The following is a 24,845-nucleotide window of genomic DNA, read 5'->3' as shown; positions in this document are numbered from 1 at the left end:
GTGCCGGGATGTAGCTTTCTTGTAGTTATACTACATGCTTGCCAACCCGCCCAGCTAAACGAACGTGGAGAGTGGTGGTTTGACGATTCCTTGCGACATCCTGGTTTTCGGCGGCACGGGCGACCTGGCCCTGCACAAACTGCTTCCCGCGCTTTACCACCTGTATCGCGAGGCCCGCCTGCACAACGCCGTGCGGATCATCGCCCTGGCCCGGCGCCACCTGTCGCGCAACGACTACCTCAAGCTCGCCGAACGTCATTGCCGGGCGCAGATCGCCCGCCAGGACTTCGACGAGGACGTCTGGCAGCGCTTCTGCGCCCGCCTGGACTACTTCCCCATGGACGCCGCGCAGAGCGCCGACTTCGGCCGTCTGGCCCGCTACCTGGGCGAACCCGGCGGTTTGACCCGCATCTACTACCTGGCCACCGCGCCCAAGCTGTTCGTGCCCATCGCCAACCATCTGCGCATCGCCGGCCTGGCCGACAGCGAGGCGCGCATCGTGCTGGAGAAGCCCATCGGCCATTCGCTGGAGTCGGCCACCGCGATCAACGAGGCCATCGGCGCGGTGTTCAGCGAACCGCAGGTATTTCGCATCGACCACTACCTGGGCAAGGAAACCGTGCAGAACCTCATGGCCCTGCGCTTCGCCAATGCCCTGCTGGAGCCGGTGTGGCGCAACGGCCAGGTCGACCATGTGCAGATCAGCGTCTGCGAGACCCTTGGCGTGGAGAACCGTGGCGCCTACTACGACCGCGCCGGCGCCACCCGCGACATGCTGCAGAACCACCTGCTGCAATTGCTCTGCCTGGTGGCGATGGAGCCGCCGGCGCAGTTCGAGGCCGAGGCGGTACGCGACGAAAAGGTGAAGATCCTTCGCGCGCTCAAGCCCATCACCGGCCAGGACGTGCAGGACAAGACCGTGCGCGGCCAGTACGGCGCCGGCAAGATCGGCGGCCAGGAGGTGCCGGCCTACTACTTCGAAAAGGACGTGGACAACGACAGCGACACCGAGACCTTCATCGCGGTACAGGCGCACATCGACAACTGGCGCTGGGCCGGCGTGCCGTTCTACCTGCGCACCGGCAAGCGCATGACACGGCGCTCGTCGCAGATCGTCATCCAGTTCAAGCCGGTGCCCCACGAGTTGTTCAGCGGCGGACAGGTCAACCAGTTGCTGATCCAGCTACAGCCGGAGGAGCACATCAGCCTGCGCATGATGACCAAGAGCCCGGGCAAGGGCATGCGCCTGGCGCCGGTCGAACTGGACCTGAACCTCGCCCAGGCCTTTGCCCAGACCCGCCGCTGGGACGCCTACGAGCGGCTGCTGCTGGATGTGCTGGAAGGCGACTCGACGCTGTTCATGCGCCGCGACGAGGTCGAGGCCGCCTGGGCCTGGATCGACCCGATCCTGCAGGGCTGGGAGGAACACTTCCAGGCGCCACGCCCCTACCCCGCCGGCAGCAATGGCCCGGAACAAGCCAACAGCCTGCTGACACGCCAAGGCCAGGCCTGGCATTTTTAGCGCAACAGGTCGGCCGTCGAGCGATCAAGCAACGCGCGGAACGAGGTCGCGTCCACCGGCCGGCTGATCAGGTAGCCCTGCACCTCATCACAACCATGCTCGCGCAGGAACTGCAGCTGCTCGCGGGTTTCCACCCCTTCGGCCACCACTTTCAGTTGCAGGCTCTTGGCCATGGCGATAATCGCCCGGGTAATGGCCGCGTCCTGTGAGCCTTCGAGCAGGCCGCGGATGAAGGCCTGGTCGATCTTCACGTAGTCGACCGGGAAGCGCTTGAGGTAGCTCAGCGACGAATAGCCGGTGCCGAAGTCGTCGATGGCCAGCTTCACTCCCAACGCGTGGAGCTGCTCGAAGGTGGTGATGATGTGCTCGACGCTGTCCAGCAGCTGGCTTTCAGTCAGTTCCAACTCCAGCAGGTGCGGCGCCAGGCCGGATTCCTGCAGGACCTGGCGCACCAGGCTGACCAGCTTGCCTTGGCGCAGCTGATACACCGACAGGTTGACCGAAACGCGCACCTCCAGGCCCTGGCGCAACCATTCGCACGCCTGCCAGCAAGCCTGGCGCAGCACTAACTCACCCATGGGCGCGATCAGCCCGGTCTCTTCGGCAAGCCCGATGAACTCGCTGGGCGGCACCATGCCCCACTCGGGGTGCTGCCAGCGCACCAGCGCCTCGGCCGCGTGCAACTGGCCGGTGCGCAGGCACAGCTTGGGTTGGTAGTAGACCAGTAACTGGCGATCGTCGATGGCCTTGCGCAGCTGGTTCTCCAGTTGCAGGCGTTCCAGAGTGCTGGCGCGCAGGCTCTCGGTGTAGAACTGAAAGCTGTCGCCGCCCAGGTGCTTGGCGTGCTGCTTGGCCATGTCGGCCTGGCTGACCAGGGCATTGAGGTCCTGGGTGGCGTCGGACAACAGGCTGATGCCCACCGATGCACTGATCACCACCTCGTGCCCGCCGACGCGCTGGGGCACACGCAGCTTGTCGAGAAGCCGGGTGGTGACGCGCACCAGGCTCGACAGGTTGGTGTAGCCGTCGAACAGCACGGCGAACTCGTCGCCGGACAGGCGCGCCACGGTGTCGGCCTCCGGCACCGCGTTGGCCAGGCGCTGGGCCATCTTCTTGAGCAACTGGTCCGCCAGTTCGTGGCCCAGGCTTTCGTTGAGCAGCTTGAAGCGGTCCAGGTCCACATGCAGCAGCGCCAGGCTGCGGCCGTTCAGGCGCATGCGCTGCGCCGCCTCGTGCAAACGCAAGCGGAAAAGTGCGCGGTTGGCCAAACCGGTGAGGTCGTCGTAATGCGCCAGGTAGCGCAGGCGCTCCTCGGATTCGCGGCGTGCGGACAGGTCGGAGAAGAAGCCGACGATATTGACGATTCGTCCCCGAGGGTCATTCACGCTGTTCAGTTGCAACCACTGCGGGTAGAGCTCGCCGTTCTTACGCGCCTCGACCAGCTCGCCCTGCCAGTGGCCCTGCTGCTCCAACGCCTGGTCGATGGCCTGGCTGTGGCGGCGGGCATCGCGGCTGCAGGGCAGCTCCAGGGCGTTGCGGGCGATCAGCTCGGCCCGGCCGTAGCCGGTGACATCGCAGAAGGCCTGGTTCACCGCCAGCAACTGGAAGTCCGCGTCGAGAATGGCGATCCCTTCGCTGGCCGCCTCGAACACCGTCGCGGCCAGGCGCTGCTGCTCTTCCTGTTCCTTGCGCGCGGTGATGTCGCGGCGGGTGCCGAGCATGCGCAGGACCTTACCCTGGCCATCGGACTCCACCGCCCGCCCGCAGTCCTCGATCCAGCACCAGTGCCCCTGGGCGTGGCGTACCCGGTACTCGACCCGGTAGTCCTCGGTGCGCCCCTTGAGGTGCTCGACCAGCGTGCGTCGCAGCACGGGCAGGTCGTCGGGATGCAGCCGCGGCTTGAGGTCGGCGCGCACCGAGCGTACCTGCTCCGGATCCAGGCCGAACAGCGCATGCAACTGGGTGTGATGGACCTCGTCGGTTTCCAGGTTCCAGTCCCACAGCCCAAGTTCGCTGGCCTGCAAGGCCAGGGCCAGGCGCTGCTCGCTCTTGCTCAGGGCCTGGTTGGCCAGGTCCAGCTCATGACTGCGTTGGGCCACGCGCTGCTCGAGGCCGGCATGGGCCTTGCGCAGGTCGTCCTCGGCCCGTCGCCGTTGGGCGATCTCTGCGTTGAGCTGACGGTTGAGGCCCTCACCATGACGCTGGGCGTTCTGCAGGTGCTCGATCAGCGCCTGGTTCTGGAAGCGGCGCAGCAGGCCGCGCTCTATCAGGCGATTGACCTGCCAGGCCACCACCATCAGCGCCACCAGCAGGATCAGCCCCAGCCAGCCCCAGCCGCGCTGGTGTCCGGCATCATAGACGAATAGAAACGCGATCGGCGGCAGCAGGCACGGCAGGGCGAAGCTGAGAAACGCCGGCAGGCTGACCGCGTAGGCGACACTGGCCGACAACGCCGCCGCGCCGAGCAGGCCGAAGACCCAGGCCTGCTGCACGAAGTTGTCCGCCGGCGCCAGGGCGATCACCGCGCAGGCCAAGGTCAGGCCACTGAACGCCGAGCCGAGCAGGAACATGCGCCGCCAGGTCGGCTTGGCCTGGCGCGCCGGCGTCGCCGCGTCGAAGGCCGCCACCTGGATCACCCGAAGCGCCACCAGCGCCACCAGCCAGGCCATCCAAACCCCGACCAGCAAATAGCGCGCAGGGCTCCACAGCAGCCAGGCGCAGAGCAGGCCGTTGAGCAACATGAACAAGGTGGGCAGCAACGAGCCCTGGTACAGCAGGCGAGTACGCTCGATCGACAGCTGGGTGGCGAATTGCCTGCGAACGCTCCTTGTCGTCTCCGGCGATGCTCCGATCGCCGCGCAATCCTGGGTCATATTGGCTGGGTTCTTTTGTCTTCTTGTTATGGCTGACCGCAAATGTGCAGGGAGCATACACAAGCACCGCGTCGGACCAAACTGCTCTGCGTCATGATTTCGAAAATGTCTGCTGCGTCCAGGTCTGACCGCTCAACCACGGGTACCGGACAAGTCCACCGATGAACGGTCGCGCGCCCATCCGGCGATTTGCGTCCGGGGCGTTTGCCCCTGCCTTCGCACGGCCATAGAATGCCCGGATGCATAATGACGACCTCTCCCTCCTGCTGAACTCCCTCAACGACGCTCAACGCCAGGCCGTGGCGGCCTCGGTGGGGCGCCAACTGGTGCTGGCCGGCGCCGGCTCGGGCAAGACCCGCGTGCTGGTGCACCGCATCGCCTGGCTGATCCAGGTCGAACAGGCCTCGCCGCACTCGATCCTGTCGGTGACGTTCACCAACAAGGCCGCGGCGGAAATGCGCCAACGGATCGAGCAACTGCTGGGCATCAACCCGGCTGGCATGTGGGTCGGCACCTTCCACGGCCTGGCCCACCGCCTGTTGCGGGCGCACTGGCAGGAAGCGGGGCTGGCGCAGAACTTCCAGATCCTCGACAGCGACGACCAGCAGCGCCTGATCAAGCGGGTGATCCGCGAGATGGGCCTGGACGAGCAGAAATGGCCGGCGCGCCAGGTCCAGTGGTTCATCAACGGCCAGAAAGACGAAGGCCTGCGCCCACGGCACATCCAGGCCAGCGGCGACCTGTTCCTGGCCACCATGCGTGACATCTATGTCGCGTACGAGCAGGCCTGCGATCGCGCCGGGGTCATCGACTTCTCCGAGCTGCTGCTGCGTGCCCTCGACCTGTGGCGCGACCACCCGGACCTGCTCAAGCACTACCAGCGCCGCTTCCGCCACCTGCTGGTGGACGAGTTCCAGGACACCAACGCCGTGCAGTACGCGTGGTTGCGCCTGCTGGCCTCCGGTGGCGACAGCCTGATGGCGGTGGGCGACGACGACCAGTCGATCTACGGCTGGCGCGGCGCCAAGATCGAGAACATCCACCAGTACACCGCCGACTTCCCGGACGCCGAGCTGATCCGCCTGGAGCAGAACTACCGCTCCACCGGCGGTATCCTCAAGGCTGCCAACGCCCTGATCGCCAACAACAGCGGGCGCCTGGGCAAGGAGCTGTGGACCGACATGGGCGAGGGCGAACCGCTCACGCTCTATGCCGCGTACAACGAGCACGACGAGGCGCGCTACGTGGTCGAGACCATCGAAAGCCTGGTCAAGCAGGGCAACGCGCGCAGCGAGATCGCCATCCTCTATCGCTCCAACGCCCAGTCGCGGGTGCTGGAAGAGGCCCTGCTGCGCGAACGCATCCCCTACCGCATCTATGGCGGCCAGCGCTTCTTCGAGCGCGCCGAGATCAAGAATGCCATGGCCTACCTGCGCCTGCTCGAAGGTCGCGGCAACGACGCGGCGCTGGAGCGGGTGATCAACGTGCCGCCACGGGGCATAGGCGAAAAGACCGTCGAGGCCATCCGCGACCACGCCCGCCACAGCCAGCTGTCGATGTGGGAAGCCATGTGCCAGCTGCTCGCCGCCAAGGCCCTCAAGGGCCGCGCCGCCAGCGCCCTGGGCGCGTTCATCGAGCTGCTGGAGAACCTCGCCACCAAGGTGCTGGACATGCCGCTGCACCTGATGACCCAAACGGTCATCGAGCAGTCCGGGCTGATCGTCTATCACCAGGAAGAGAAGGGCGAGAAAGGCCAGGCCCGGGTGGAAAACCTTGAGGAACTGGTCAGCGCGGCGCGCAACTTCGAAACCAGCGACGAAGACGCCGACCTCTCGCCATTGTCGGCGTTCCTCGGCCACGCCTCGCTGGAGGCCGGCGACACCCAGGCCGACGAGCACGAGGACAGCATCCAGCTGATGACCCTGCACAGCGCCAAGGGCCTGGAGTTCCCGTACGTGTTCCTGGTGGGCATGGAGGAAGGCCTGTTCCCTCACAAGATGAGCCTGGAAGAGCCCGGCCGCCTCGAAGAGGAGCGCCGCCTGGCCTACGTGGGCATCACCCGGGCCATGCGCCAGCTGGTCATGACCTACGCCGAGACCCGCCGCCTGTATGGCAGCGAGACCTACAACAAGGTATCGCGCTTCGTCCGGGAGATCCCCGCCGGGCTGGTGCAGGAGGTGCGTCTGTCGAATACCGTCAGCCGTCCGTTCGGCGGCGCGAAGACGCCGGCCAGCAGCCTGTTCGCCAACGCCAGCATCCCGCAGACCGCCTTCAGCCTCGGCCAGCGGGTGCAGCATGCGGTGTTCGGCGAAGGCGTGATCCTCAACTTCGAAGGATCTGGCGCCCAGGCACGGGTGCAGGTGAACTTCTCCGAGGGCAGCAAGTGGCTGATGCTGGGCTACGCCAAGCTGGAAGCTATCTGACCGAATCGAACGAAACGCCCCTGTAGGAGCAGCCTTGCGTCGCGGCAGGGGCGCGCAGCGGCCCCAGATTCCGAGCCGCCATTGAAATTGCTGGGGCTGCTACGCAGCCCTTTCGCGACGCAAGGCCGCTCCCACAGGGGGCAGTTTCCCAGCTCAAAGGGCTGGGCGATCACCTACAGGTGAACGCATAGATCCGGTCAGTCAGGCAAAAGCTCGAAACATCTTGTCGCTGGCTATGTCTGTCAGTTCATGTGCACCATGACGCGCGTGCAATCCACACAAACGGGAATCCCCTTCTTATGCAACGTTTTCTTAGCATCGCTCTGGCGCTCTGCGTCGGCCTGACGCTGAGCCTCGACGCCAACGCCAAGCGCTTCGGTGGTGGCAAGAGCTCGGGCTCCGCGCCTATCCACCAGACCCGCCAGGCCACCCCGACCACGCCTGCCGCCGCCCCGACCGCTCCTGGTCGCGCACCAGCCGCCGCCAGCGGTGCCTCGCGCTGGCTGGGCCCACTCGCCGGCCTCGCCGCCGGTGGCCTGCTGGCCTCCATGTTCATGGGCGACGGATTCGATGGCATGCAGATCCTCGATTTCCTGATCATGGGCCTGATCGCCTTCCTGGTCTTCCGCTTCATCGCCGCGCGCCGTCGCCAGCAGCAGCCGCAACACGCTGCCGCCGGCCACGCCCCGTACCAGCGCGAAGCCCAGCCGCAGGCCGCCCCGCAGTCGATCTTCGGCGGCTCCGCCGCGCCGGTCGCCTCGCCTGTGATCAACGCTCCGGCCTGGTTCAACGAAGCCAGCTTCCTGTCCGCCGCCCGTTCGCACTTCCAGTCGCTGCAGCAGCACTGGGACGCCAACGAGATGGACAAGATCGCCGAGTTCGTCACCCCGCAGATGCTCGAGTTCCTCAAGCGCGAGCGTGCCGAGCAGGGTGAAGGCTTCCAGTCCACCTACATCGACGACCTCGATGTGCAACTGGACGGCGTCGACGAGCGCGCCGACCAGACCGACGCCACCCTGACCTTCCGTGGCGTGTCGAAGACCTCGCGCTTCGATCAGGGCGAAGCCTTCAGCGAAAGCTGGCACATGGTTCGCGCCCATGGCGAAAATCAGCCTTGGCTGCTGGCCGGTATCCGCCAAAACGGTTAACCGTCGCACGTTGCAGAAAAAACCCCGGGCCTGTCCCGGGGTTTTTGCTTTTGCCAGAGCGGCCTACTAGGGTATAACGCGCAGCGTTGTCATAAGGTCAGAGGATGTGAACCGTGGAAGAAGTGATCGAACAACTCCGTGAAGCCAACGAGCCGGTACCGGTGCCGCTGGAACTGCCGGACGAGGATCAACTGGTCGAGATCGAGGAAGAGCTGTTCATCAACATCCCGTTCGTGTTCAAGGAATACCTGCTGACCGTCAGCGACGTGGTGTATGGCAGCCTCGAGCCGGTGACCGTGACCGATCCGCAATCCCACACCTACCTGCCGGAAGTGGCGGCCAACGCCTGGGACGCCGGCGTGCCTCGCGACCTCATTCCCATCTGCCAGGACGGTGACGACTACTACTGCGTCGAAGAGGACGGCACCGTTGTGCTGTGGTCGGGTGAAGAAGAAATCGTCACCGAGGAAAGCTGGGAATCGGTCTGGCACTGGGCACGGGATGTCTGGCTGGAAAGCTGAATGAGAAATACCCGCATAAAGTGATGGCTTATTGCTACCCATCACTCGTAGAATCGCCAGGCTCTCTGCGCCTGGCGACACTGCTACCGCTCCATCCCCTCGGACGACGGTGAAATCTTGCGCAGAAAGCGTTAGCCGCCTGCTCAGTGCGAATGATCGCGGCTGTTCTCCAACGTCTCCAGCAACGCCACCTGCATCCGCGTATGCACCCGGATCAGCCAGCGCCACAGCAGCGCCACCACCACTGCCGCCACAACGACGATGACCAGCAGCAGTTCGCTGGTCGGCAGGATGCTTGCCGACAAGGCCGACAGCAGCAGGAAGATCACCAGCAGTGACAGCAGCGGAATCACCTCGGCGATCACCCGCCGTACCCGCTGGGTATGCCGCCCTGCCATCTCGGGTTTGACGCCCATCTCCGCCAGCAACATCGACAGCGCCTTGAGCTTGCGATACGCCGCGATCAGGAACGGCAGCGACAGCAGCAATGCCGCTCCCCAGATCAGCGCCTTCTGCTGGCCGGCATCCGCCACCCACTCGCTCAACCAGTTACCGATGCGCCCGGCGAAATAACCGCCACTGAAGAAGATCGCGATCACCAACGCCAGGTTTACCCCGACCTGCAGCAGAATGCGTCGGATCATCGCCGCCAGCATGGCCCCCTCGCCCTGCGGCTGGATGCTGCGCAACCATTCGCCGTACAGCGACAGCACCCGTGCCACGCGGCTCGGCACCACCTTGCCCAGCCTGATAGACAACGGATCGGCGGCACGGATCAGGTACGGCGTCAGCAAGGTGGTGATGGCCGACACAGCCACTGCGACCGGATAGAGAAAGTCGCTGGTGACCTGCAAGGTCACCCCCAGGGCGGCGATGATGAAGGAGAACTCGCCGATCTGCGAAAGCCCCATCCCCACGCGCAACGAGGTGCGCCCGTCGTTGCCGGCGATAAACGCGCCCATGCCACAGGAGAGCATCTTGCCCAGTACCACCGCCAGGGTGATGACCACGATCGGCCAGGCGTACTCGACCAGGATCGACGGGTCGATCATCAGGCCGATGGCGACGAAGAAGATGGCGCTGAACAGGTCGCGAACTGGCTCGATCAGCCGTTCGATCTTCAGCAACTGGCGCGACTCGGCCATGATCGCGCCGATCAGGAAGGCACCGAGCACCATGCTGTATTCGAGCTTGACCACCAGCAGGCAGAAGCCAAAACACAGGCCCAGCACGGTGATCAGCAGCATCTCGTTGCTTTCGAATTTCGCCACGTAGGCCAGCAGCCGCGGCACCAGCAGGATGCCGATGACCAGAGCAACGATCATGAACAGCGACAGCTTGCCCACGGTAGAGAACACTTCGCCGGAGCTCACCGAGCCGCTGACGGCAATGCCCGACAGCAGCGCGATGATGCCGATGCCGAGGATGTCCTCGACGATCAGCACGCCGAAGATCAGCTGGGCGAAACGCTCGTTTTTCATCTTCAGGTCGTTGAGCGCCTTGACGATGATGGTGGTCGAGGAGATCGCCAGGATTGCCCCGAGGAACAGCGAATCCATGGTGTTCCAGCCGAACCAGCGACCGATCTCGAACCCGATCCAGATCATCAGGACGATTTCCAGGAACGCCGCGATGAAAGCCGTGGCGCCAACCTTGAACAGCTTGCGCAGGCTGAACTCCAGGCCCAGGCAGAACATCAAGAAGATCACACCAAGTTCGGCCAGCGTCTTGATGGTGTCTTCGTCGTGGATCAGACCGAACGGCGGCGTGTGCGGGCCGATGATGAAGCCGGCGACGATGTAGCCCAGCACCACCGGCTGCTTGAGGCGATGGAAGAGGATGGTGACCACCCCGGCAACCAGCATGATCACCGCCAGGTCCTGGATGAAGCTGATGGCATGCATGGCGTGATACTCCTTGTTTTCGGTGCACGGGGCGAACCGCTCCTCTGCCGGACGATCCTTCGGCGCGGAGCAGGCACATACTGTTGTGATAGACGCAAAAGCCCACGTTGCATGGGCGTCGTCAGGTTAACATCGCGCCTTGCCACAAAATGCCGATGCAATATGCAGAAACAGATCGGCCGATTCGACACCGCCGATGGCAAAATTGGCGTGACGATGGAGCGTCAGCCGACGTCCCGTACCAGGATGGGAAACCTCAACGAGGGGAAACAGAAGTGTCTGCAGATACCCGCCCCGAATCCGTGCAAATTCACCGTGAGCTCTCTATGGAACCTGGAAACGCCCAGCTGACCATGACCGTCCTGATGACACCGGACATGGCCAACTTCTCTGGCAACGTACACGGCGGCACCCTGCTCAAGTACCTCGACGAAGTCGCCTATGCCTGCGCCAGCCGCTATGCCGGCACCTATGTGGTGACCCTGTCGGTGGACCAGGTGATCTTCCGCGAACCGGTTCATGTCGGCGAGCTGGTGACCTTCCTGGCCTCGGTCAACTACACCGGCAACACCTCGATGGAGGTGGGCATCAAGGTGGTCACCGAGAACATCCGCGAGCGCTCGGTGCGCCACTCCAACAGCTGCTTCTTCACCATGGTCGCGGTGGACGACGACCGTCGCCCGGTGAAGGTACCACCGCGCCAGCCGCAGAGCAGCGAGGAGAAGCGCCGCTTCCTGCAGGGTCAGCAACGCCGTCAGATCCGCCAGGAGCTGGAACAGCGCTACCAGAACCTCAAGACTGATTCGATCTAACAGAGCAAACGCTGCGCCTCGAAGCGCACCCGCGGGTGGGCGATGCGGTCCTGGGCTCGCACCAGTTGCAGTTCATAGCGGGTGCAGGCCTGGGTTTCCAGCAGCACTTCATGCACGGCGGCGGCGGTGAACTCGAAAGCCTGTAGCCAGTCGTCGCCCAGTAGCACGCGGGCGAGGAACAGCCCGGAGGTCAGGTCGCCCACCCCCACCGGCTGGCGTGGGAAGGCCAGCAAAGGCCGGCGCAGGTGCCAGCTGGCATCGCGGGTCACCAGCAGCATCTCGAAGGCATCGTCCGCCCGCTGTGGATAATTCAGGTGCTTGACCAGTACCACCTGCGGCCCGCGCTCCAGCAACCCGCGCGCCATGCCCACGCAATCTTCCAGCGACTGCGCGCGACGGCCACAGAAGCTGTCCAGCTCGAGCTGGTTCGGGCACAGGATATCGGCCTTGGCGACCGCCTCCTCGAGCAGGAACTCGCTGACCTGCGCCGGCACGATGCAGCCCTTCTCGGCATGCCCCATGACCGGGTCGCACAGGTACAGGGCCTTGGGATTGACCGCCTTGATCCGCTCGACGCCGGCCAGGATCGCCCGCCCCTGCTCGGCACTGCCCAGGTAGCCCGATAACACCGCATCGCAATGGCCCAGCTCACCGATATTGGAAATGCCTTCCACCAACGCGGGAATTTGCGCTGGGGCAAGCACTTCCCCGGCCCACTGTCCATACTGAGTATGGTTGGAGAACTGTACGGTGTTGAGCGGCCAGACGTTGACCCCGACCCGCTGCATGGGAAACACCGCGGCGCTGTTGCCGGCGTGTCCAAAGACCACGTGGGACTGAATGGCGAGCAGGTGCGGTGTACGTTTCATGCGGGACGATTCCGAAACTGTGTGAATAAGTGTGCGGCCCGCAGTATGAACCCGATTGCCATCTGTACGACAGGCCAGAGACGCAGTTAAGCTGGATCGACCTGTCTGGAGCTTACGCAAATGCTGACCCTGGAAAACCTCTTCGTCCTGATGCTGGTGGCGACCGCAGGCGCCTGGCTGTGGCACAACCACGGGCTGCGCGAAAAGGCCCTGGCACGGGTCAAGCAGCATTGCGCCAAGCTCGACCTGGAACTGCTCGACGACGCCGTGGCGCTAAAGCGCATCGCCTTCGTGCGCGACGCCAATGGCAGGAAGCGCCTGGCGCGCATCTACAACTTCGAGTTCACCGTCACCGGTGAACAACGCCACCCCGGGACCGTCACCCAGTTCGGCGCTCACACCATGCAGATCGAACTCGCGCCCTACCCGTTCGAGATCAAGACCCCGCCGCGTACCGACAACGTTATCGAAATGCAGCAGTGGCGCCAGGAGCACAACCGCTGGCGCAATTGATCAACGGATCAGCGGGCAGCCGCCGAAGGCCGCTTGCAGGGCCTGCAAGGGCTGCGGCTGATCGAAAATCAGCTCGATGCGCGAGTCCTTGCGCCATTCGCTGGAACGCCATTCCAGCGTCCCGCCTTCAAGGCCATTGAACGACTGCCAGCCTTCGGTGCTGTGGATAACGCCCTTCGCCCGGCGCCACGGCCATTGTTCAAGAACACCGCGCAGCACGGCCGCGTCGAGGCATTGGTCGGGATGCCAGCGCCAGCCGATGCTCCAACCTCCCTCCCCCTGCTGAAAATGGCAGATCGGCTGTCGTGGATCGGTCCACAGGGTGGGCAACGGCACTGCATCGTTATCCACAGGCAGGCGGCCATGGTCGACTGTACCTGCCGCCACGAGGGTTGAAACAGGCAATGCAGCAAGCGGCAGTGTCCCGTGGTCCGTCCAGCGCGCCGGTATGGCGGGTAGTGATGCAGTTATCGACAAGCGTGCGGCTTCATCCACAACGCTCGCCTTGTTGAACACCAGCAACCCCACCTTCGTCAGTGCCTGGTGCTGAGCCTCAGGCAGGACGTCACCCCGGGACAGGGCCGCGGCATCCAGCACCATCAGCATTGGCTGCACCGACAGTACGCCAGTCCAAGGTGCGCGTCCCAGTTGTTCCAGCAACTCGACCGGGTGACCGAGGCCGGACGGTTCGATGAAAAGGCGGTCCGGGCGCGCCTTGCGCAGCAAGCGGCCAAGCCCCACTTGGAACGGTGCGCCATTGACGCAGCACAGGCAGCCTCCCGCCACTTCACCGATGGCGATGCCCGCCTCGTCGCGGCTGAGCAAGGCGGCATCGAGGCCGATCTGACCGAACTCGTTGACCAGCACGGCCCAGCGCTCGCCGGCTGGACGCTGGTCCAGCAGGTGGCGGATCAGGCTGGTCTTGCCGGCGCCGAGGGGGCCGGCGATCACATGGGTGGGAATGTTATGCAGCATGGCTCGGTATCGGGATGGCTTGATGGCAGTCTATACCGCCGGGCCCCGCGATTCATGCCAACCAGTCCAGGCTCAGCAACAATCGGCGCTCCCCGGCAGGCGTCAGCGGTGACCGGTGAACCAATCCCGCGCCCTCGTTGCCCAGCCACTTCTCGCCCTTGAGCAGGGCCACCTCTCCCGCCGCCAGGCGCCGAACTTTATCCACAGCCGGTAACGACTGCTGCAAGCGCGCGCGATCGATCGCTCCCTCCGCCAGCCATTCGCTGCCCGCGCCGGCATAGGTACTGAGCAGGCGCACCGGCACATGGTCCACATGCATGCGCGGGCACATCGCCCCGTCCAGTACCCGCACGCGCACACCGAGACGACGGGCGCCCAGCAGGCAGGTATAGGCAGCCACCAGCCAAGCCACATCCGCGACGAAACCGTCATAGCCGTGCAGATCGGCGGCCTCCCTGAGCAAACCGGGCAAGGCTGGCGGGTGGCGTTCATCCACCTCGATCACCCGCTCATCGGCCAGGGATTGGCCAAGGCTGAGCACCAGGTTGGCGAAGTCCTCCACCTGGGCCGGCAGGCGGCGCTGCCAGACCGCCAGGTTGACACCATCCTGAAGGATGTCGGTCATCACCTGGGGCGATTCACCGAACACCTGGCGGATATCCACAGTCATGCCACCGCGTCCTCATGCCAGGCCCCGAAAGGATCGGGCAGACGCAGCCAGGCCATCGGCCCCAACTCCATCTCGTCGTCCGTGAGCAGGCAGGCCTCCAGCTCTGTGGATAACCGCTCGAAGTCGATGTTCTGCCCGATGAACACCAGTTCCTGGCGGCAATCGCCGCTTTCCACCGACCACTGCTTGAGGATCGCCGCGGTACTCTCTTCGTCCTGCGGCCATTGCTCTCGTGGCACGAAGCGCCACCAGCGCCCCGCCAGGCCGTGACGCATCATGCCACCGGCCTGGGACCAGCTCCCAGCCTCCTGGTACTTGCTGGCCAGCCAGAAGAAGCCCTTGGAACGCAGCAACCGGCCGTTGCTCCAGGGTGTGTGGATAAAGTCGTAGAAGCGCTGCGGGTGGAATGGCCGACGTGCCTGCCAGGTGCTGGCGGCGATGCCGTATTCCTCGGTTTCCGGCACATGCTCGCCACGCAGTTCGCGCAGCCAGCCCGGTGCCTGGGCCGCCTGGTCGAAATCGAACAGGCCGGTATCGAGGATGCGCGACAGCGCCACCTGGCCCATCACCATCGGCACGATCTGCGCCCGGGCATTGAGGCTGCGCAGGATGGCCACCAGTTCCTCGCGGTCAGACTGGCTGATCAGGTCGATCTTGCTCAGCAACAGCACGTCGGCGAACTCGACCTGCTCGATCAAGAGGTCGCTGATCGAGCGCTCGTCCTGTTCACCCAAGGTCTCGCCACGGCTGGCGAGACTCTCGGCGGCCTGGTAGTCGCGCAGGAAGTTCAGCCCGTCGACCACGGTGACCATGGTGTCCAGGCGCGCCATGTCGGAGAGGCTGCGCCCCTGCTCGTCGCGAAAGGTGAAGGTCTCGGCGACCGGCAGCGGCTCGGATATTCCGGTCGACTCGATCAGCAGGTAATCGAAGCGGCCCTCACTCGCCAACCTCGCCACCTCTTCCAGCAGGTCCTCGCGCAAGGTGCAACAGATGCAGCCGTTGCTCATCTCCACCAGTTTTTCTTCCGCCCGATTCAGGCTGACGTTGCGCTGGACCTCGCTGGCATCGATGTTGATTTCGCTCATGTCGTTGACGATCACGGCGACGCGCAGGTTGTCGCGGTTGCGCAGGACATGGTTGAGCAGCGTGCTCTTGCCGGCGCCGAGGAAGCCGGACAGCACGGTGACAGGGAGACGGTTGGGCATGACTAACCTCATCGGGCAGGCGCATTCGAATCGATGCATTGCACAATGTTATATTATAACAATACAATTTCGCCAAGCCGTGTCGACCGAACGGTTGTCTGGAGAGCGTCATGAAATCATCCGGCCTCGCTGCCTTGCTGCTGCTCGCAGCACCTATGCAGCTTCTCGCCATGCCTCACACCGACCTCGCCCTGTGCACCCGCAGCGCGACCCTGCTCGCCTGCCAGGATGGCCAAGGCAACTACTACAGCGTGCGTACCGAAGGCAGCACCTTTTACCTGCGAGGCTACGAAGTAGCAGGCAAGCGCCTGTGGGCTCAGACCAACAGCCGCTACGGCACGCTGACCTTCTTCACCGGGCTGGCCAGCGACGGTGAAGCCTGGGTGGGCTACAGCCGTCGCATCGGCTGGACCACCCTCAACCGTGTCTCCAGCTCCAGCGGTCAACGCTTCAACCTGCACTGCAGCCTTGTCGGCGGTTGCCGCTGACTGCCATCACTTCAGGATCCTTCCATGTCTAGCCTTGCCCTTCCCGACATCGCCACACAAAGCAGCCAGCAGACACTGCCGCTGGACTGGGTCGGCATGTGCGGTATCGCCCTGCCGCTGCTGGTCGACGGACGCAGTCTCGGCGCGCACGCCGATGCCGGCGTGAGCCTGGATGACGGCTCAGCCCGGGGCATCCACATGTCACGGTTGTACCTGGCGCTGGAAGCGCTGGAACAGCAAGCCTTGAGTCCACGCCTGATTCGCCGGACGCTCGAGCAGTTTCTCTCCAGCCACGAGGGCCTTTCGAACGCCGCCTACCTGCGCCTGGCGTTCGATCACCTGCTCAAGCGCCCGGCGTTGGTCAGCCCGCTAGCAGGCTGGAAACGCTACCCAGTGAGCATCGACGCACAGCTGAAAGATGGAATGTTCCACGTGGAACTATCGGTGCACATTCCCTACTCCTCGACCTGCCCATGCTCGGCGGCGCTGGCCAGACAGCTGATCCAGGCGCAATTCGACCGGGACTTCGCTGGCCAGTCACTGGAGTGGGAGCGTGTTCGCCAGTGGCTCGGCAGCAGTGACGGCATCGTTGCGACACCCCATAGCCAAAGGAGCATGGCCAAGCTGCAGGTCCGTCTGGACGGCGACGCGTTCAGGCTGACCGAGTTGATCGAGACTGCGGAGGCCGCCTTGGGCACGGCCGTACAGACGGCAGTCAAGCGCGCCGACGAGCAGGCCTTCGCCCTGGCCAACGGACAGAACCTGATGTTCTGCGAGGATGCCGCCCGCCGCTTGCATGCGGCCTTGCGAACGCTAACGGGCGTAAGCGGCTTCAGCGTGCGCGTGGAACATGCAGAGAGCCTGCATGCCCACGACGCGGTGGCGGTCAGTCGTTATCGCGGGTGACCGATCAGGTACGCGGTTTGACCGTTCCACAGTCATTTCCAAGCCAGACCGCCCGTGTATCCATGCTGCCCTGCTGCTGGACCCCGGAGGCATTGAAGGTGCCGTTGACCTTGGTCAGGAACTCCCGGTCGCTGAGGAAGGTGGCCTGGCCGTTACCCTGGGCCTTGGGGCAACTGAACTGGAACTTCCAGACATTGCCATTGCGCTCGGTGATCTTCTGCGTGCAGCCCGATTGCGGATCCTGCAGCGGAATGTCATTGGTCTTGACCTGCTCCGCGGTCAGGCACGAGCGCACCCCCTTGCCCCCCACCGTGATGCCCTGCTTGGCCAGGGCACCTTCCATCATCGCCCGTTGCTCCGGCGGCAGGTTCTTCAACTGACCGAGCATGAACTCCATGTCCGGCAACGGCTTGCCATCGACCTGCATGTTGCTGGTGGTCAGCTCCCACAGGCCGGGTTGCAACATCTGCGCGTGGACCAGCGGGCTGCCCAGCCCCAGCGCCAGGGCGAGCAGTGGCAGACGAATCTTCATGGATGAAAGCTCCTCGAAATACCGGCTCTTGCCGGACTGAGCCGTTAGACGTCAAAAACGCCTGCGGGTTGCAGGCCACCCCTCGAACGTGGTCTGTTAGGCAGCAGTGCTCTCGGCAAGCAGGATGCGTATGGATTTCCACAGCCCCTACTTCTTCGGTTACTTGCTCGGCCTGATTCATCTGCTCGGCTTCATCGCCGCGCTGCATGCGGTGTTCACCGTACGCACCGCCCAAGGTGCGATCGCCTGGGCCATGTCGCTGCTGTTCATCCCCTACCTCACCCTCATCCCCTACCTGGTGTTCGGCGCCCGTTCCTTCTACGCCTACATCCAGGCCCGACGCCAGGCCAACCAGGAAATGCACGTGGCCATGGCCAACCTGAACTGGCGACCCTGGGTCGAGGAAGCGCTGACCGCCCGCGAGTCCGACAGCTACGCCGCCCTGCGCGCCATGCCCAAGCTGGGGCGCATGCCGTGTCTGGCCAACAACGAGGTGAAGCTGCTGATCGATGGCGCAGCCACCTTCGAGGCGATCTTCTCGGCCATCCGCATGGCGCGGGACACCGTGCTGGTGCAGTTCTTCATCATCCATGACGACGCCCTCGGCCGGGAGTTGCAGCAACTGCTGCTGCGCAAGGCCGCCGAAGGCGTGCAGGTGTTCGTGCTGTACGACCGCGTCGGCAGTCATGCCCTGCCAGCCAGCTACAGCCAGGTGCTGCGCGACGGCGGCGTGCAGATCGAGGCGTTCGCCACCCGACGTGGCTGGTTCAATCGTTTCCAGGTCAACTTCCGCAACCATCGCAAGATCGTCGTGGTCGATGGCGTGCAAGGCTTTCTCGGCGGGCACAACGTGGGCGACGAATACCTCGGCGCACACCCCAAGCTGTCACCGTGGCGCGACACCCATGTGCAGATCGGCGGCCCGGTACTGGCCTGCCTGCAAGAATCCTTCGCCGAGGACTGGTACTGGGCCACGCGCCAGCTGCCGCCGCTGATCCTGCCCGACGCCTACCCGGAGAACGGCGTACTGTGCCAGGCCTTGGCCAGCGGCCCGGCCGATCCACAGGAAACCTGTGCGCTGTTCTTCCTCGAGGCGATTCACTCGGCCACCCGGCGGGTATGGATCACCAGTCCCTATTTCATCCCCGACGAAGCCATCTTCGCCGCCCTGCGTCTGGCAGTGCTGCGGGGTGTCGACGTACGTATCCTGATTCCCTCGCGCCCCGACCACCGCATCGTCTACGCCGCCTCCAGCCTGTTCGCCTTCGAGGCGGTACGCGCCGGAGTGCGTATGTTCCGTTACCTGCCCGGCTTCCTGCACCAGAAGGTGGTGCTGGTGGACGATGAGGTCAGCGCCATCGGCAGCGCCAACCTCGACAACCGCTCGTTCCGGCTGAACTTCGAGATCACCCTGCTCACCGTGGACCGCACTTTCGCCGACCAAGTCGAACGGATGTTGGAGAATGACTTCGAACAAGCCCGGGAGATCACCGCAGAAGACAGCCGCGACACCCATCGCCTGCAACAGTTGGGGATGCGTATCGCACGGTTGATTTCACCGATCCTGTGACCCGGCGAGCCTTGTCGGCACGCCGGGCTACCCGATCAACGATAGAGGTCCTCACGCGTCCAAGGCAGGTCGTGGTGGCCGTCGGCGTAGGGCTTCACCGCGAGAATCTGGTGCAGGTTGATCCAGCCCTTGGTGAAGGCATAGGCGCAACCGGCCAGGTACAGGCGCCAGATACGCAAGGTCTTCTCCGGCACCAGCGCGGCGGCGCGGTGCAACTGGTTCTCCAGGTTCTCACTCCAGTGGTTGAGGGTCTTGGCGTAGTGCAGGCGCAGGCTTTCGATATCGACCACCTCCAGGCCCGCCTCGCAGATACGCGCCGTGATCATCGAGATATGCGGCAGCTCGCCGTGGGGGAACACATAACGGTCGATGAAGTCCCCCGCGCCACGGCCGACTGGGCGACCATCGACGTGCTTGGCGGTAATGCCATGGTTCATCACCAGGCCACCTTCGCGCACCGCACCGAACAGCCGCTGGCAGTACAGCTCGAGGTTGGCATGCCCGACGTGTTCGAACATGCCAACGCTGACCGCCTTGTCAAAGCGGCCATCCTGCGGCAGGTCACGGTAGTCGAGAATCTGCAGGTCGACCTTGTCGGCCAGGCCCTCCTCCTTGACCCGCTGGCGGCCCAGCTTCAGTTGCTCCTTGCTCAGGGTGATGCCGAACACCTTGGCGCCGTACTCGCGGGCGGCGAATCGTGCCAGACCGCCCCAACCGCAACCGACATCCAGCAAGTAGTCGCCGGCCTGCAGGCGCAGCTTGCGGCACAGGTGGTCGAACTTGTCCTGCTGCGCCTGGGCCAGGGTGTTGTCCGGTTCCTTGAAGTAGGCGCAGGAATAGACCATGTCCGGGTCGAGCCACAGTCGGTAGAAATCGTTGGACAGGTCGTAGTGGTAGGAAATGGCTTCGGCGTCGGTGCGCTTGTCATGGGAAGTGCGCTCCGGCACAAACTCGTCTTCATCCTTGAGCAATGCTTCGCTGAGCTCGTCGCAGACCCGGATGACTTCACCGATATCACCTTCCAGTTCCAGCTTGCCTTCAACGAAGGCAGAGCCAAGCTCATCCAGGTTCGGATGGGTGAGCTGGGTGATCAGCTGGGGCTCCTTGACCAGGATGGTAACCTGCGGGCTCGGCCCCAGGTCGAACTGGTTGCCGTCCCACAGCTTGACGCGCAAAGGTAAGTGCAGGCTCTGCAATGCGGGTGGAAGTTGCGCAAGCATTCATGACCCTCCCTTTCATTGATACGGACGCCAAGCCTCAAGGTGTCGGACGTCACCGGATCAGGGTAGTTCATTCGTGCGAAGTTTCCGTTAATCGCGACCATAGTCTAGAACTATCTGGTCCGGGTCATCCACCAGATTGTATACAATCATCATCACTCAGACTAACCTTGTGCCCCTCTTCGCTTCCTCACACTCTCGGAGTAACGAAACCCATGAAATCCTATGACGTGGTGATCATCGGCGGCGGCCCCGGCGGCTACAACGCAGCGATCCGTGCCGGCCAGCTGGGCCTGAGCGTGGCCTGTGTCGAAGGTCGCTCGACCTTGGGCGGCACCTGCCTGAACGTTGGCTGCATGCCGTCCAAGGCACTGCTGCATGCGTCCGAGCTCTACGAGGCGGCCAGCGGCGAGGAGTTTGCCCATCTGGGGATCGAGGTCAAACCGACCCTCAACCTGGGCCAGATGATGAAGCAGAAAGACGAAAGCGTGACCGGCCTGACCAAGGGCATCGAGTACCTGTTCCGTAAGAACAAGGTCGACTGGGTCAAGGGCTGGGGCCGCCTGGACGGCGCCGGCAAGGTACTGGTCAAGGCCGAGGACGGCAGCGAAACCACCCTGCAGGCCAAGGACATCGTCATCGCCACCGGCTCCGAACCCACGCCACTGCCCGGTGTGACCATCGACAATCAGCGCATCATAGATTCCACCGGCGCCCTGTCGCTGCCTCAGGTGCCCAAGCACCTGGTCGTGATCGGCGCCGGCGTGATCGGCCTGGAGCTGGGTTCGGTGTGGCGCCGCCTGGGTGCCGAAGTAACGGTGATCGAATACCTCGACCGCATCTGCCCGGGCACCGATGAGGAAACCGCCAAGACCCTGCAGAAGGCCCTGGCCAAGCAAGGCATGACCTTCAAGCTCGGCAGCAAGGTGACCCAGGCCACATCCAGCGCTGACGGTGTCAGCCTGACCCTGGAGCCCGCCGCCGGTGGCAACGCCGAAACCCTGCAGGCCGACTATGTGCTGGTGGCCATCGGTCGCCGTCCGTATACCAAGGGCCTGAACCTGGAAAGCGTGGGGCTGGAAACCGACAAGCGCGGCATGCTCGCCAACGACCATCACCGCAGCGCGGTCCCAGGCATCTGGGTGATCGGCGACGTCACCTCCGGCCCGATGCTGGCGCACAAGGCCGAGGATGAAGCGGTGGCGTGCATCGAGCGCATCGCCGGCAAGCCGCATGAGGTGAACTACAACCTGATCCCAGGCGTCATCTACACCCGCCCGGAACTGGCCACTGTCGGCAAGACCGAAGAGCAGCTCAAGGCCGAAGGCCGTGCCTACAAGGTCGGCAAATTCCCCTTCACCGCCAACAGCCGGGCCAAGATCAACCATGAGACCGAAGGCTTCGCCAAGGTCATCGCCGACGCCGTCACCGACGAGGTGCTGGGCGTGCACCTGGTGGGCCCGAGCGTGAGCGAGATGATCGGCGAGTTCTGCGTGGCCATGGAATTCTCGGCCTCGGCCGAGGACATCGCCCTCACCTGCCACCCGCACCCGACCCGCTCCGAGGCCCTGCGCCAGGCGGCGATGAATGTGGATGGGAAAGCGATGCAGATCTGATTCCTGGGGGCCGCTTTGCGGCCCCCGCATCCATCAACCGTGCGCCAACTGTTTATTCATTCCCCCATGGAAGCGCGACGCCAAAAATGGCGTGATATCCAACGGTAACGCCTCATTGTGGACAACCTTGTCCAGCAGCACACCGGTAATGGCCGACGTGAGGATTCCGGTACGGAAATGCCCACAGGCATTGAAGTAGCCCTGAACATTATCCACAGGCCCGAGAATCGGCAGTTCGTCCGGTGACCCAGGGCGCAGGCCGGCCCAGGTGCGCTTGAGGTTCACCTGCGCCAGCTGCGGCACGCAACGGATCGCGCCCTGCACAAGGCCACTGATTTCCGGGAAAGTGTTGCTGACATCGAAGCCCTTCTCTTCGGTGGTGCTGCCGATCAGGATCTCGCCATTGTCCTTCTGCGCCATGTAGCAATCGCTGGTGGTGATGCAGCCATCGAGCAGTTTGGGCAGGCGCTCGGTCAGCACGATCTGGCCCTTCACCGGCTTGACCGGAATACTCTCCCCCGTCGCCCATTCGCTCAGCTCCGCGGCCCAGGCGCCAGCAGCATTGATCAACGTGCCGCAATGGAACTCGCCGGCCTCGGCAGTGCGCACGCCCTTGATTCGCGAGCCTTCATGCAGCACGCCGGTGATGTTCACGTTCGGGTAAAGGTCGACACCGTTCTGCCGCGCCGCCTCCATGTAGGCATCACCCAGGCGGAACGGGCTGACCTGGTGGTCGCAGAGAAACTCCAGCGCGCCATTGGCCTTGAGCGTCACCGCCGGCTCCGAGGCCCGCAGCGCGTCACGGTCGAGCCAGCGAACCTGGTCGGCCAGGTGCGGGATCTGCTTGACGATGTGCTCGGCGTACAGCTGGTCTTCTTCATCCTGGATGATGTACTTGAGCCCGGTGCGTTCGAACTTGAAGTCCATGCCGTGGCGCTCGATCAGTTCCTGGTGCAGCTGTGGATAAAGCGCGTTGGACTGCAGGGCGAAGTCGAAGAAGCATTCCGGCAGGATATGCGGCGTGCTCGAGTCGACCACCACCGCGGCGCCGTTGGCCTCACGCTTGTTGCGCGAGGACATCATGCGAAAGAAGATCACCCCGCAGCCCAGCCCCACCGACTCACCGATGGCCCACAGGCCGCCGGCCGAGGCGCGGGTGGCGTTGCCCGGACGCTTGCAGTCGATCAGGGCGATCTTCAGGTTGTGCCGCTTGGACAGCTGGTAGGCACAAGACGCGCCGATCACACCGCCACCGGCAATGATGATGTCGTAATGCTTGTTCATGTTCAGGCCTCCGTGCCGAGTTGTTCGAATGCGGAAAAAGGGATCGGGTCCACCGGGAAGCGCGGACGCAGCCAGCCCACGTCCGCGCGGCCGGTGGCGCTGCGCAGGCGGTCGCTGCAGTAGCCGACGCACATGCGCCCCTGGCAGTCGCCCATGCTTACCCGGGTACGCATCTTCAGGCTGGCCATGTCCTCCACACCCTGCTCCAGGGCCAGGTCAATCTGATCGCGGGTGACGTTTTCGCAACGGCAGATCACCGTATCGGCCTGGGGCAGCTGGATCTGCGCTGCGCCGCGCGCGGTGTAGCGTTCCACCCCGGAACGGAAGCGCTTGATCGCCGCCAGCTTGCCCAGGAAGCGTTCACGGCGCTCGATCGCCTGCTCGGCATCGAGCTTGCCCATCTGCTGCAACATCGACACCGCGGCGATACGCCCGGTGAGCATCGCTGCCTCGCCACCGCGAATACCGGCCATGTCGCCGGCCAGGTGAATGTTCGGCTGGCTGCTCTGCTGCCACACGTTGCACTCGGCGCGCAGGTAGCCGTCCTCGCTGAAACCATGGGCCAGGCCCAGTTGCTGGCTGAGCTGGGTCCGCGGAATGAAGCCGTAGCCCACCGCCAGGGTGCGCACCTGCTCGCGCTGGATGCGGGTCATGTCCGGCTGCCAATCCTGGGTGTAGGGGGCGACCTGGACCTCCTGCAATTCGCCGTCACCCGTGGCGCCCACCACGCCCCAGCCGTAATGCATGGGGATGCCGTTGAGCTTCATGTAGGCCAGCATGCTCAGGCCGTCGAGGAACAGCTGCGGCTTGTTCATCAACGCCAGGCTTTCCTTGGCGATACGGTTGAACGAGCAGGCCTCGTACACGCCGGCCACCTTGGCGCCGGCGGCGTGCAGCTGGCAGGCGACCAGTGGCAGCAACGGCCCGGTACCGGCAATCAGCGTGCTGCCCAGTGGCTTGACCACGCCACTCTTGATCTGCAGCTGCAAGCCGCCGAGCAGGATCACACCGGGCAAGGTCCAGCCAGGGAACGGCACGTTGCGCTCGTGGCATCCGGCGGCCAACAGCAGGTGCGAGTAGTCGATCTCGTGCAGCTGTTCATCAGCGTCGAGGACCATCAGCCGTTGATCGTCCCCACCCACCACGCGATGGTTCAGGCGCAGGTCGATGCGCTCGGCGCAGGCGGCGAAATCTTCATGCAGCTTGGTCAGGGCCTTGGTGTAGCGCGGCCCCAGGTAGCCCAGGTCGACACCCGCGCGCAGCGGGCCCCGATAGATCACGCCACCGGGGCGCGACGCCTCGTCGAACAGCAGGCAATCCACGCCATGTTCGGCCAGCTCGATGGCGGCGCCCATGCCGGCCGAACCGCCACCGACGATCACGGGACGAAGGCTCATGGGTGGGCCTCCTCTTGCACGCGATTGACCTCGGTCTCGATGCTCATGCCCGGCTTGACGATGGTCTGGCAGGCGCGACGCTTGGGACGACCATCGATCTGCACCAGGCAGCAATGGCAGACGCCCATGCCGCAGAAGGCACCGCTGAGCTGACCATGATCGTTGCGCGCCAGCTGGCGCAGGCCAACGGCGTTGAGCACACTGAGTACGGTTTCGCCGGCACTGGCGACCGCAGGCAGGCCATTGACCAGCAGGGTCATTTCAGCGCCTTCCAATGGCTGGATATCGTGCTTTCGTTGCAGCGTCTGCATTTCCTGTCGTCCTTGATGACTGATGGGTCGGGCGACGTTAGGGCAAACAACGAGGGAAAACATTGATCCATGCCAGAGGCAGGATT

General features: G+C 64.2%; 21 protein-coding genes. 10 read left to right on the top strand and 11 right to left on the bottom strand.

Annotation, left to right across the window (positions count from 1 at the left end; translation table 11 throughout):
- Window positions 1–79 precede the first annotated feature (79 nt).
- Entirely contained in the window at window positions 80–1,522 is a 1,443-nt protein-coding gene (gene zwf / locus CC207_RS01410) for a glucose-6-phosphate dehydrogenase (RefSeq protein ID WP_028689995.1), read from the top strand.
- Here zwf and CC207_RS01405 read toward each other — a convergent pair.
- Window positions 1,519–4,395, bottom strand: coding sequence for a bifunctional diguanylate cyclase/phosphodiesterase (locus CC207_RS01405; RefSeq protein ID WP_088851463.1), 2,877 nt, complete (start codon window positions 4,393–4,395; stop codon window positions 1,519–1,521). The genes zwf and CC207_RS01405 overlap by 4 nt on opposite strands.
- Before the next feature lie 239 nt (window positions 4,396–4,634).
- On the opposite strand from CC207_RS01405, the gene uvrD reads away from it, so the two are divergent.
- The 3 genes from uvrD to CC207_RS01390 all read left to right on the top strand — a co-directional run bounded on the left by uvrD (window position 4,635) and on the right by CC207_RS01390 (window position 8,487).
- Complete coding sequence (gene uvrD, locus CC207_RS01400; RefSeq protein ID WP_088851462.1) at window positions 4,635–6,818, top strand: DNA helicase II; 2,184 nt, start codon at window positions 4,635–4,637, stop codon at window positions 6,816–6,818.
- 299 nt (window positions 6,819–7,117) lie between these two features.
- On the top strand, window positions 7,118–7,966 hold the full coding sequence (locus CC207_RS01395; RefSeq protein ID WP_062360080.1) for a Tim44 domain-containing protein: 849 nt from the start codon (window positions 7,118–7,120) through the stop codon (window positions 7,964–7,966).
- A 113-nt stretch (window positions 7,967–8,079) separates the two neighbouring features.
- A complete protein-coding gene (locus CC207_RS01390; RefSeq protein WP_028689999.1) occupies window positions 8,080–8,487 on the top strand; it encodes an SMI1/KNR4 family protein in 408 nt (135 codons plus the stop codon).
- Window positions 8,488–8,630: 143 nt separating this feature from the next.
- Here the strand turns inward: CC207_RS01390 and CC207_RS01385 are convergent, their stop codons facing one another.
- Window positions 8,631–10,391: a cation:proton antiporter gene (locus tag CC207_RS01385; RefSeq protein WP_028690000.1), complete on the bottom strand. Its 1,761-nt coding sequence runs from the start codon at window positions 10,389–10,391 to the stop codon at window positions 8,631–8,633.
- 326 nt (window positions 10,392–10,717) lie between these two features.
- Between CC207_RS01385 and CC207_RS01380 the strand changes: the two genes are divergently transcribed.
- Window positions 10,718–11,203, top strand: a complete 486-nt coding sequence (locus CC207_RS01380; RefSeq protein WP_023629682.1) for an acyl-CoA thioesterase — start codon at window positions 10,718–10,720, stop codon at window positions 11,201–11,203.
- Here the strand turns inward: CC207_RS01380 and pdxY are convergent.
- Window positions 11,200–12,072, bottom strand: coding sequence for a pyridoxal kinase PdxY (gene pdxY, locus CC207_RS01375; protein WP_069015987.1), 873 nt, complete (start codon window positions 12,070–12,072; stop codon window positions 11,200–11,202). The genes CC207_RS01380 and pdxY overlap by 4 nt on opposite strands.
- 120 nt (window positions 12,073–12,192) lie before the next feature.
- Here pdxY and CC207_RS01370 point away from each other — a divergent pair, with 120 nt between their 5' ends.
- Window positions 12,193–12,585 (top strand): DUF3301 domain-containing protein, encoded by a 393-nt coding sequence (locus CC207_RS01370; RefSeq protein ID WP_023629680.1) that lies wholly within the window; start codon window positions 12,193–12,195, stop codon window positions 12,583–12,585.
- Here CC207_RS01370 and CC207_RS01365 read toward each other — a convergent pair whose 3' ends face one another.
- From CC207_RS01365 to zigA, 3 genes are read right to left on the bottom strand one after another with little or no spacing between them, the layout of a single operon-like run.
- Window positions 12,586–13,560 carry a GTP-binding protein gene (locus CC207_RS01365; RefSeq protein WP_088851461.1) on the bottom strand — a complete coding sequence of 325 codons (975 nt, stop codon included), beginning with the start codon at window positions 13,558–13,560 and terminating at the stop codon, window positions 12,586–12,588.
- A gap of 52 nt (window positions 13,561–13,612) precedes the next feature.
- Entirely contained in the window at window positions 13,613–14,230 is a 618-nt protein-coding gene (locus tag CC207_RS01360; RefSeq protein ID WP_028690003.1) for a DUF1826 domain-containing protein, read from the bottom strand.
- Complete coding sequence (gene zigA / locus CC207_RS01355; RefSeq protein ID WP_028690004.1) at window positions 14,227–15,435, bottom strand: zinc metallochaperone GTPase ZigA; 1,209 nt, start codon at window positions 15,433–15,435, stop codon at window positions 14,227–14,229. The genes CC207_RS01360 and zigA overlap by 4 nt, the downstream gene beginning before the upstream one ends.
- 110 nt (window positions 15,436–15,545) lie before the next feature.
- Here zigA and CC207_RS01350 point away from each other — a divergent pair, with 110 nt between their 5' ends.
- A complete protein-coding gene (locus CC207_RS01350) occupies window positions 15,546–15,923 on the top strand; it encodes a hypothetical protein (protein ID WP_028690005.1) in 378 nt (125 codons plus the stop codon).
- Between the two features lie 24 nt (window positions 15,924–15,947).
- Window positions 15,948–16,829: a GTP cyclohydrolase FolE2 gene (folE2, locus tag CC207_RS01345; RefSeq protein ID WP_088851460.1), complete on the top strand. Its 882-nt coding sequence runs from the start codon at window positions 15,948–15,950 to the stop codon at window positions 16,827–16,829.
- Window positions 16,830–16,833: 4 nt separating this feature from the next.
- Here folE2 and CC207_RS01340 read toward each other — a convergent pair whose 3' ends face one another.
- Entirely contained in the window at window positions 16,834–17,361 is a 528-nt protein-coding gene (locus CC207_RS01340) for a DUF3617 domain-containing protein (RefSeq protein WP_028690007.1), read from the bottom strand.
- Window positions 17,362–17,491: 130 nt separating this feature from the next.
- Between CC207_RS01340 and cls the strand changes: the two genes are divergently transcribed.
- Entirely contained in the window at window positions 17,492–18,931 is a 1,440-nt protein-coding gene (gene cls, locus CC207_RS01335) for a cardiolipin synthase (RefSeq protein WP_028690008.1), read from the top strand.
- Between the two features lie 35 nt (window positions 18,932–18,966).
- On the opposite strand, the gene cfaB is transcribed toward cls, so the two are convergent.
- Window positions 18,967–20,151 carry a C17 cyclopropane fatty acid synthase CfaB gene (gene cfaB / locus CC207_RS01330; protein WP_028690009.1) on the bottom strand — a complete coding sequence of 395 codons (1,185 nt, stop codon included), beginning with the start codon at window positions 20,149–20,151 and terminating at the stop codon, window positions 18,967–18,969.
- A gap of 215 nt (window positions 20,152–20,366) precedes the next feature.
- Here cfaB and lpdA point away from each other — a divergent pair, with 215 nt between their 5' ends.
- Window positions 20,367–21,767, top strand: a complete 1,401-nt coding sequence (gene lpdA, locus CC207_RS01325; RefSeq protein WP_028690010.1) for a dihydrolipoyl dehydrogenase — start codon at window positions 20,367–20,369, stop codon at window positions 21,765–21,767.
- A gap of 33 nt (window positions 21,768–21,800) precedes the next feature.
- Here lpdA and hcnC read toward each other — a convergent pair whose 3' ends face one another.
- The 3 genes from hcnC to hcnA are packed head-to-tail and all read right to left on the bottom strand — an operon-like array spanning window position 21,801 to window position 24,759.
- Window positions 21,801–23,051 carry a cyanide-forming glycine dehydrogenase subunit HcnC gene (gene hcnC / locus CC207_RS01320; RefSeq protein WP_088851459.1) on the bottom strand — a complete coding sequence of 417 codons (1,251 nt, stop codon included), beginning with the start codon at window positions 23,049–23,051 and terminating at the stop codon, window positions 21,801–21,803.
- 2 nt (window positions 23,052–23,053) lie between these two features.
- Window positions 23,054–24,448 (bottom strand): cyanide-forming glycine dehydrogenase subunit HcnB, encoded by a 1,395-nt coding sequence (gene hcnB, locus CC207_RS01315; RefSeq protein WP_088851458.1) that lies wholly within the window; start codon window positions 24,446–24,448, stop codon window positions 23,054–23,056.
- Window positions 24,445–24,759, bottom strand: coding sequence for a cyanide-forming glycine dehydrogenase subunit HcnA (gene hcnA / locus CC207_RS01310; RefSeq protein WP_028690013.1), 315 nt, complete (start codon window positions 24,757–24,759; stop codon window positions 24,445–24,447). Before hcnA ends, hcnB begins: the two co-directional genes overlap by 4 nt.
- Window positions 24,760–24,845: the final 86 nt, after the last annotated feature.

This window comes from Pseudomonas sp. DrBHI1, assembly GCF_002205115.1.
GTDB classification, from domain to species: domain Bacteria; phylum Pseudomonadota; class Gammaproteobacteria; order Pseudomonadales; family Pseudomonadaceae; genus Aquipseudomonas; species Aquipseudomonas mosselii.
The sequence above is the reverse complement of the archived record's forward strand: the minus strand, read 5'-3'. Positions and strand labels throughout refer to the sequence as shown.

Coding starts and splice junctions, on each gene's coding strand:
- CC207_RS01405 (WP_088851463.1), bottom strand. CDS start 4,395: ATGACCCAGGATTGCGCGGCGATCGGAGCATCGCCGGAGACGACAAGG.
- uvrD (WP_088851462.1), top strand. CDS start 4,635: ATGCATAATGACGACCTCTCCCTCCTGCTGAACTCCCTCAACGACGCT.
- CC207_RS01395 (WP_062360080.1), top strand. CDS start 7,118: ATGCAACGTTTTCTTAGCATCGCTCTGGCGCTCTGCGTCGGCCTGACG.
- CC207_RS01385 (WP_028690000.1), bottom strand. CDS start 10,391: ATGCATGCCATCAGCTTCATCCAGGACCTGGCGGTGATCATGCTGGTT.
- CC207_RS01380 (WP_023629682.1), top strand. CDS start 10,718: ATGGAACCTGGAAACGCCCAGCTGACCATGACCGTCCTGATGACACCG.
- pdxY (WP_069015987.1), bottom strand. CDS start 12,072: ATGAAACGTACACCGCACCTGCTCGCCATTCAGTCCCACGTGGTCTTT.
- CC207_RS01370 (WP_023629680.1), top strand. CDS start 12,193: ATGCTGACCCTGGAAAACCTCTTCGTCCTGATGCTGGTGGCGACCGCA.
- CC207_RS01365 (WP_088851461.1), bottom strand. CDS start 13,560: ATGCTGCATAACATTCCCACCCATGTGATCGCCGGCCCCCTCGGCGCC.
- CC207_RS01360 (WP_028690003.1), bottom strand. CDS start 14,230: ATGACTGTGGATATCCGCCAGGTGTTCGGTGAATCGCCCCAGGTGATG.
- zigA (WP_028690004.1), bottom strand. CDS start 15,435: ATGCCCAACCGTCTCCCTGTCACCGTGCTGTCCGGCTTCCTCGGCGCC.
- CC207_RS01350 (WP_028690005.1), top strand. CDS start 15,546: ATGAAATCATCCGGCCTCGCTGCCTTGCTGCTGCTCGCAGCACCTATG.
- folE2 (WP_088851460.1), top strand. CDS start 15,948: ATGTCTAGCCTTGCCCTTCCCGACATCGCCACACAAAGCAGCCAGCAG.
- CC207_RS01340 (WP_028690007.1), bottom strand. CDS start 17,361: ATGAAGATTCGTCTGCCACTGCTCGCCCTGGCGCTGGGGCTGGGCAGC.
- cls (WP_028690008.1), top strand. CDS start 17,492: ATGGATTTCCACAGCCCCTACTTCTTCGGTTACTTGCTCGGCCTGATT.
- cfaB (WP_028690009.1), bottom strand. CDS start 20,151: ATGCTTGCGCAACTTCCACCCGCATTGCAGAGCCTGCACTTACCTTTG.
- lpdA (WP_028690010.1), top strand. CDS start 20,367: ATGAAATCCTATGACGTGGTGATCATCGGCGGCGGCCCCGGCGGCTAC.
- hcnC (WP_088851459.1), bottom strand. CDS start 23,051: ATGAACAAGCATTACGACATCATCATTGCCGGTGGCGGTGTGATCGGC.
- hcnB (WP_088851458.1), bottom strand. CDS start 24,448: ATGAGCCTTCGTCCCGTGATCGTCGGTGGCGGTTCGGCCGGCATGGGC.
- hcnA (WP_028690013.1), bottom strand. CDS start 24,759: ATGCAGACGCTGCAACGAAAGCACGATATCCAGCCATTGGAAGGCGCT.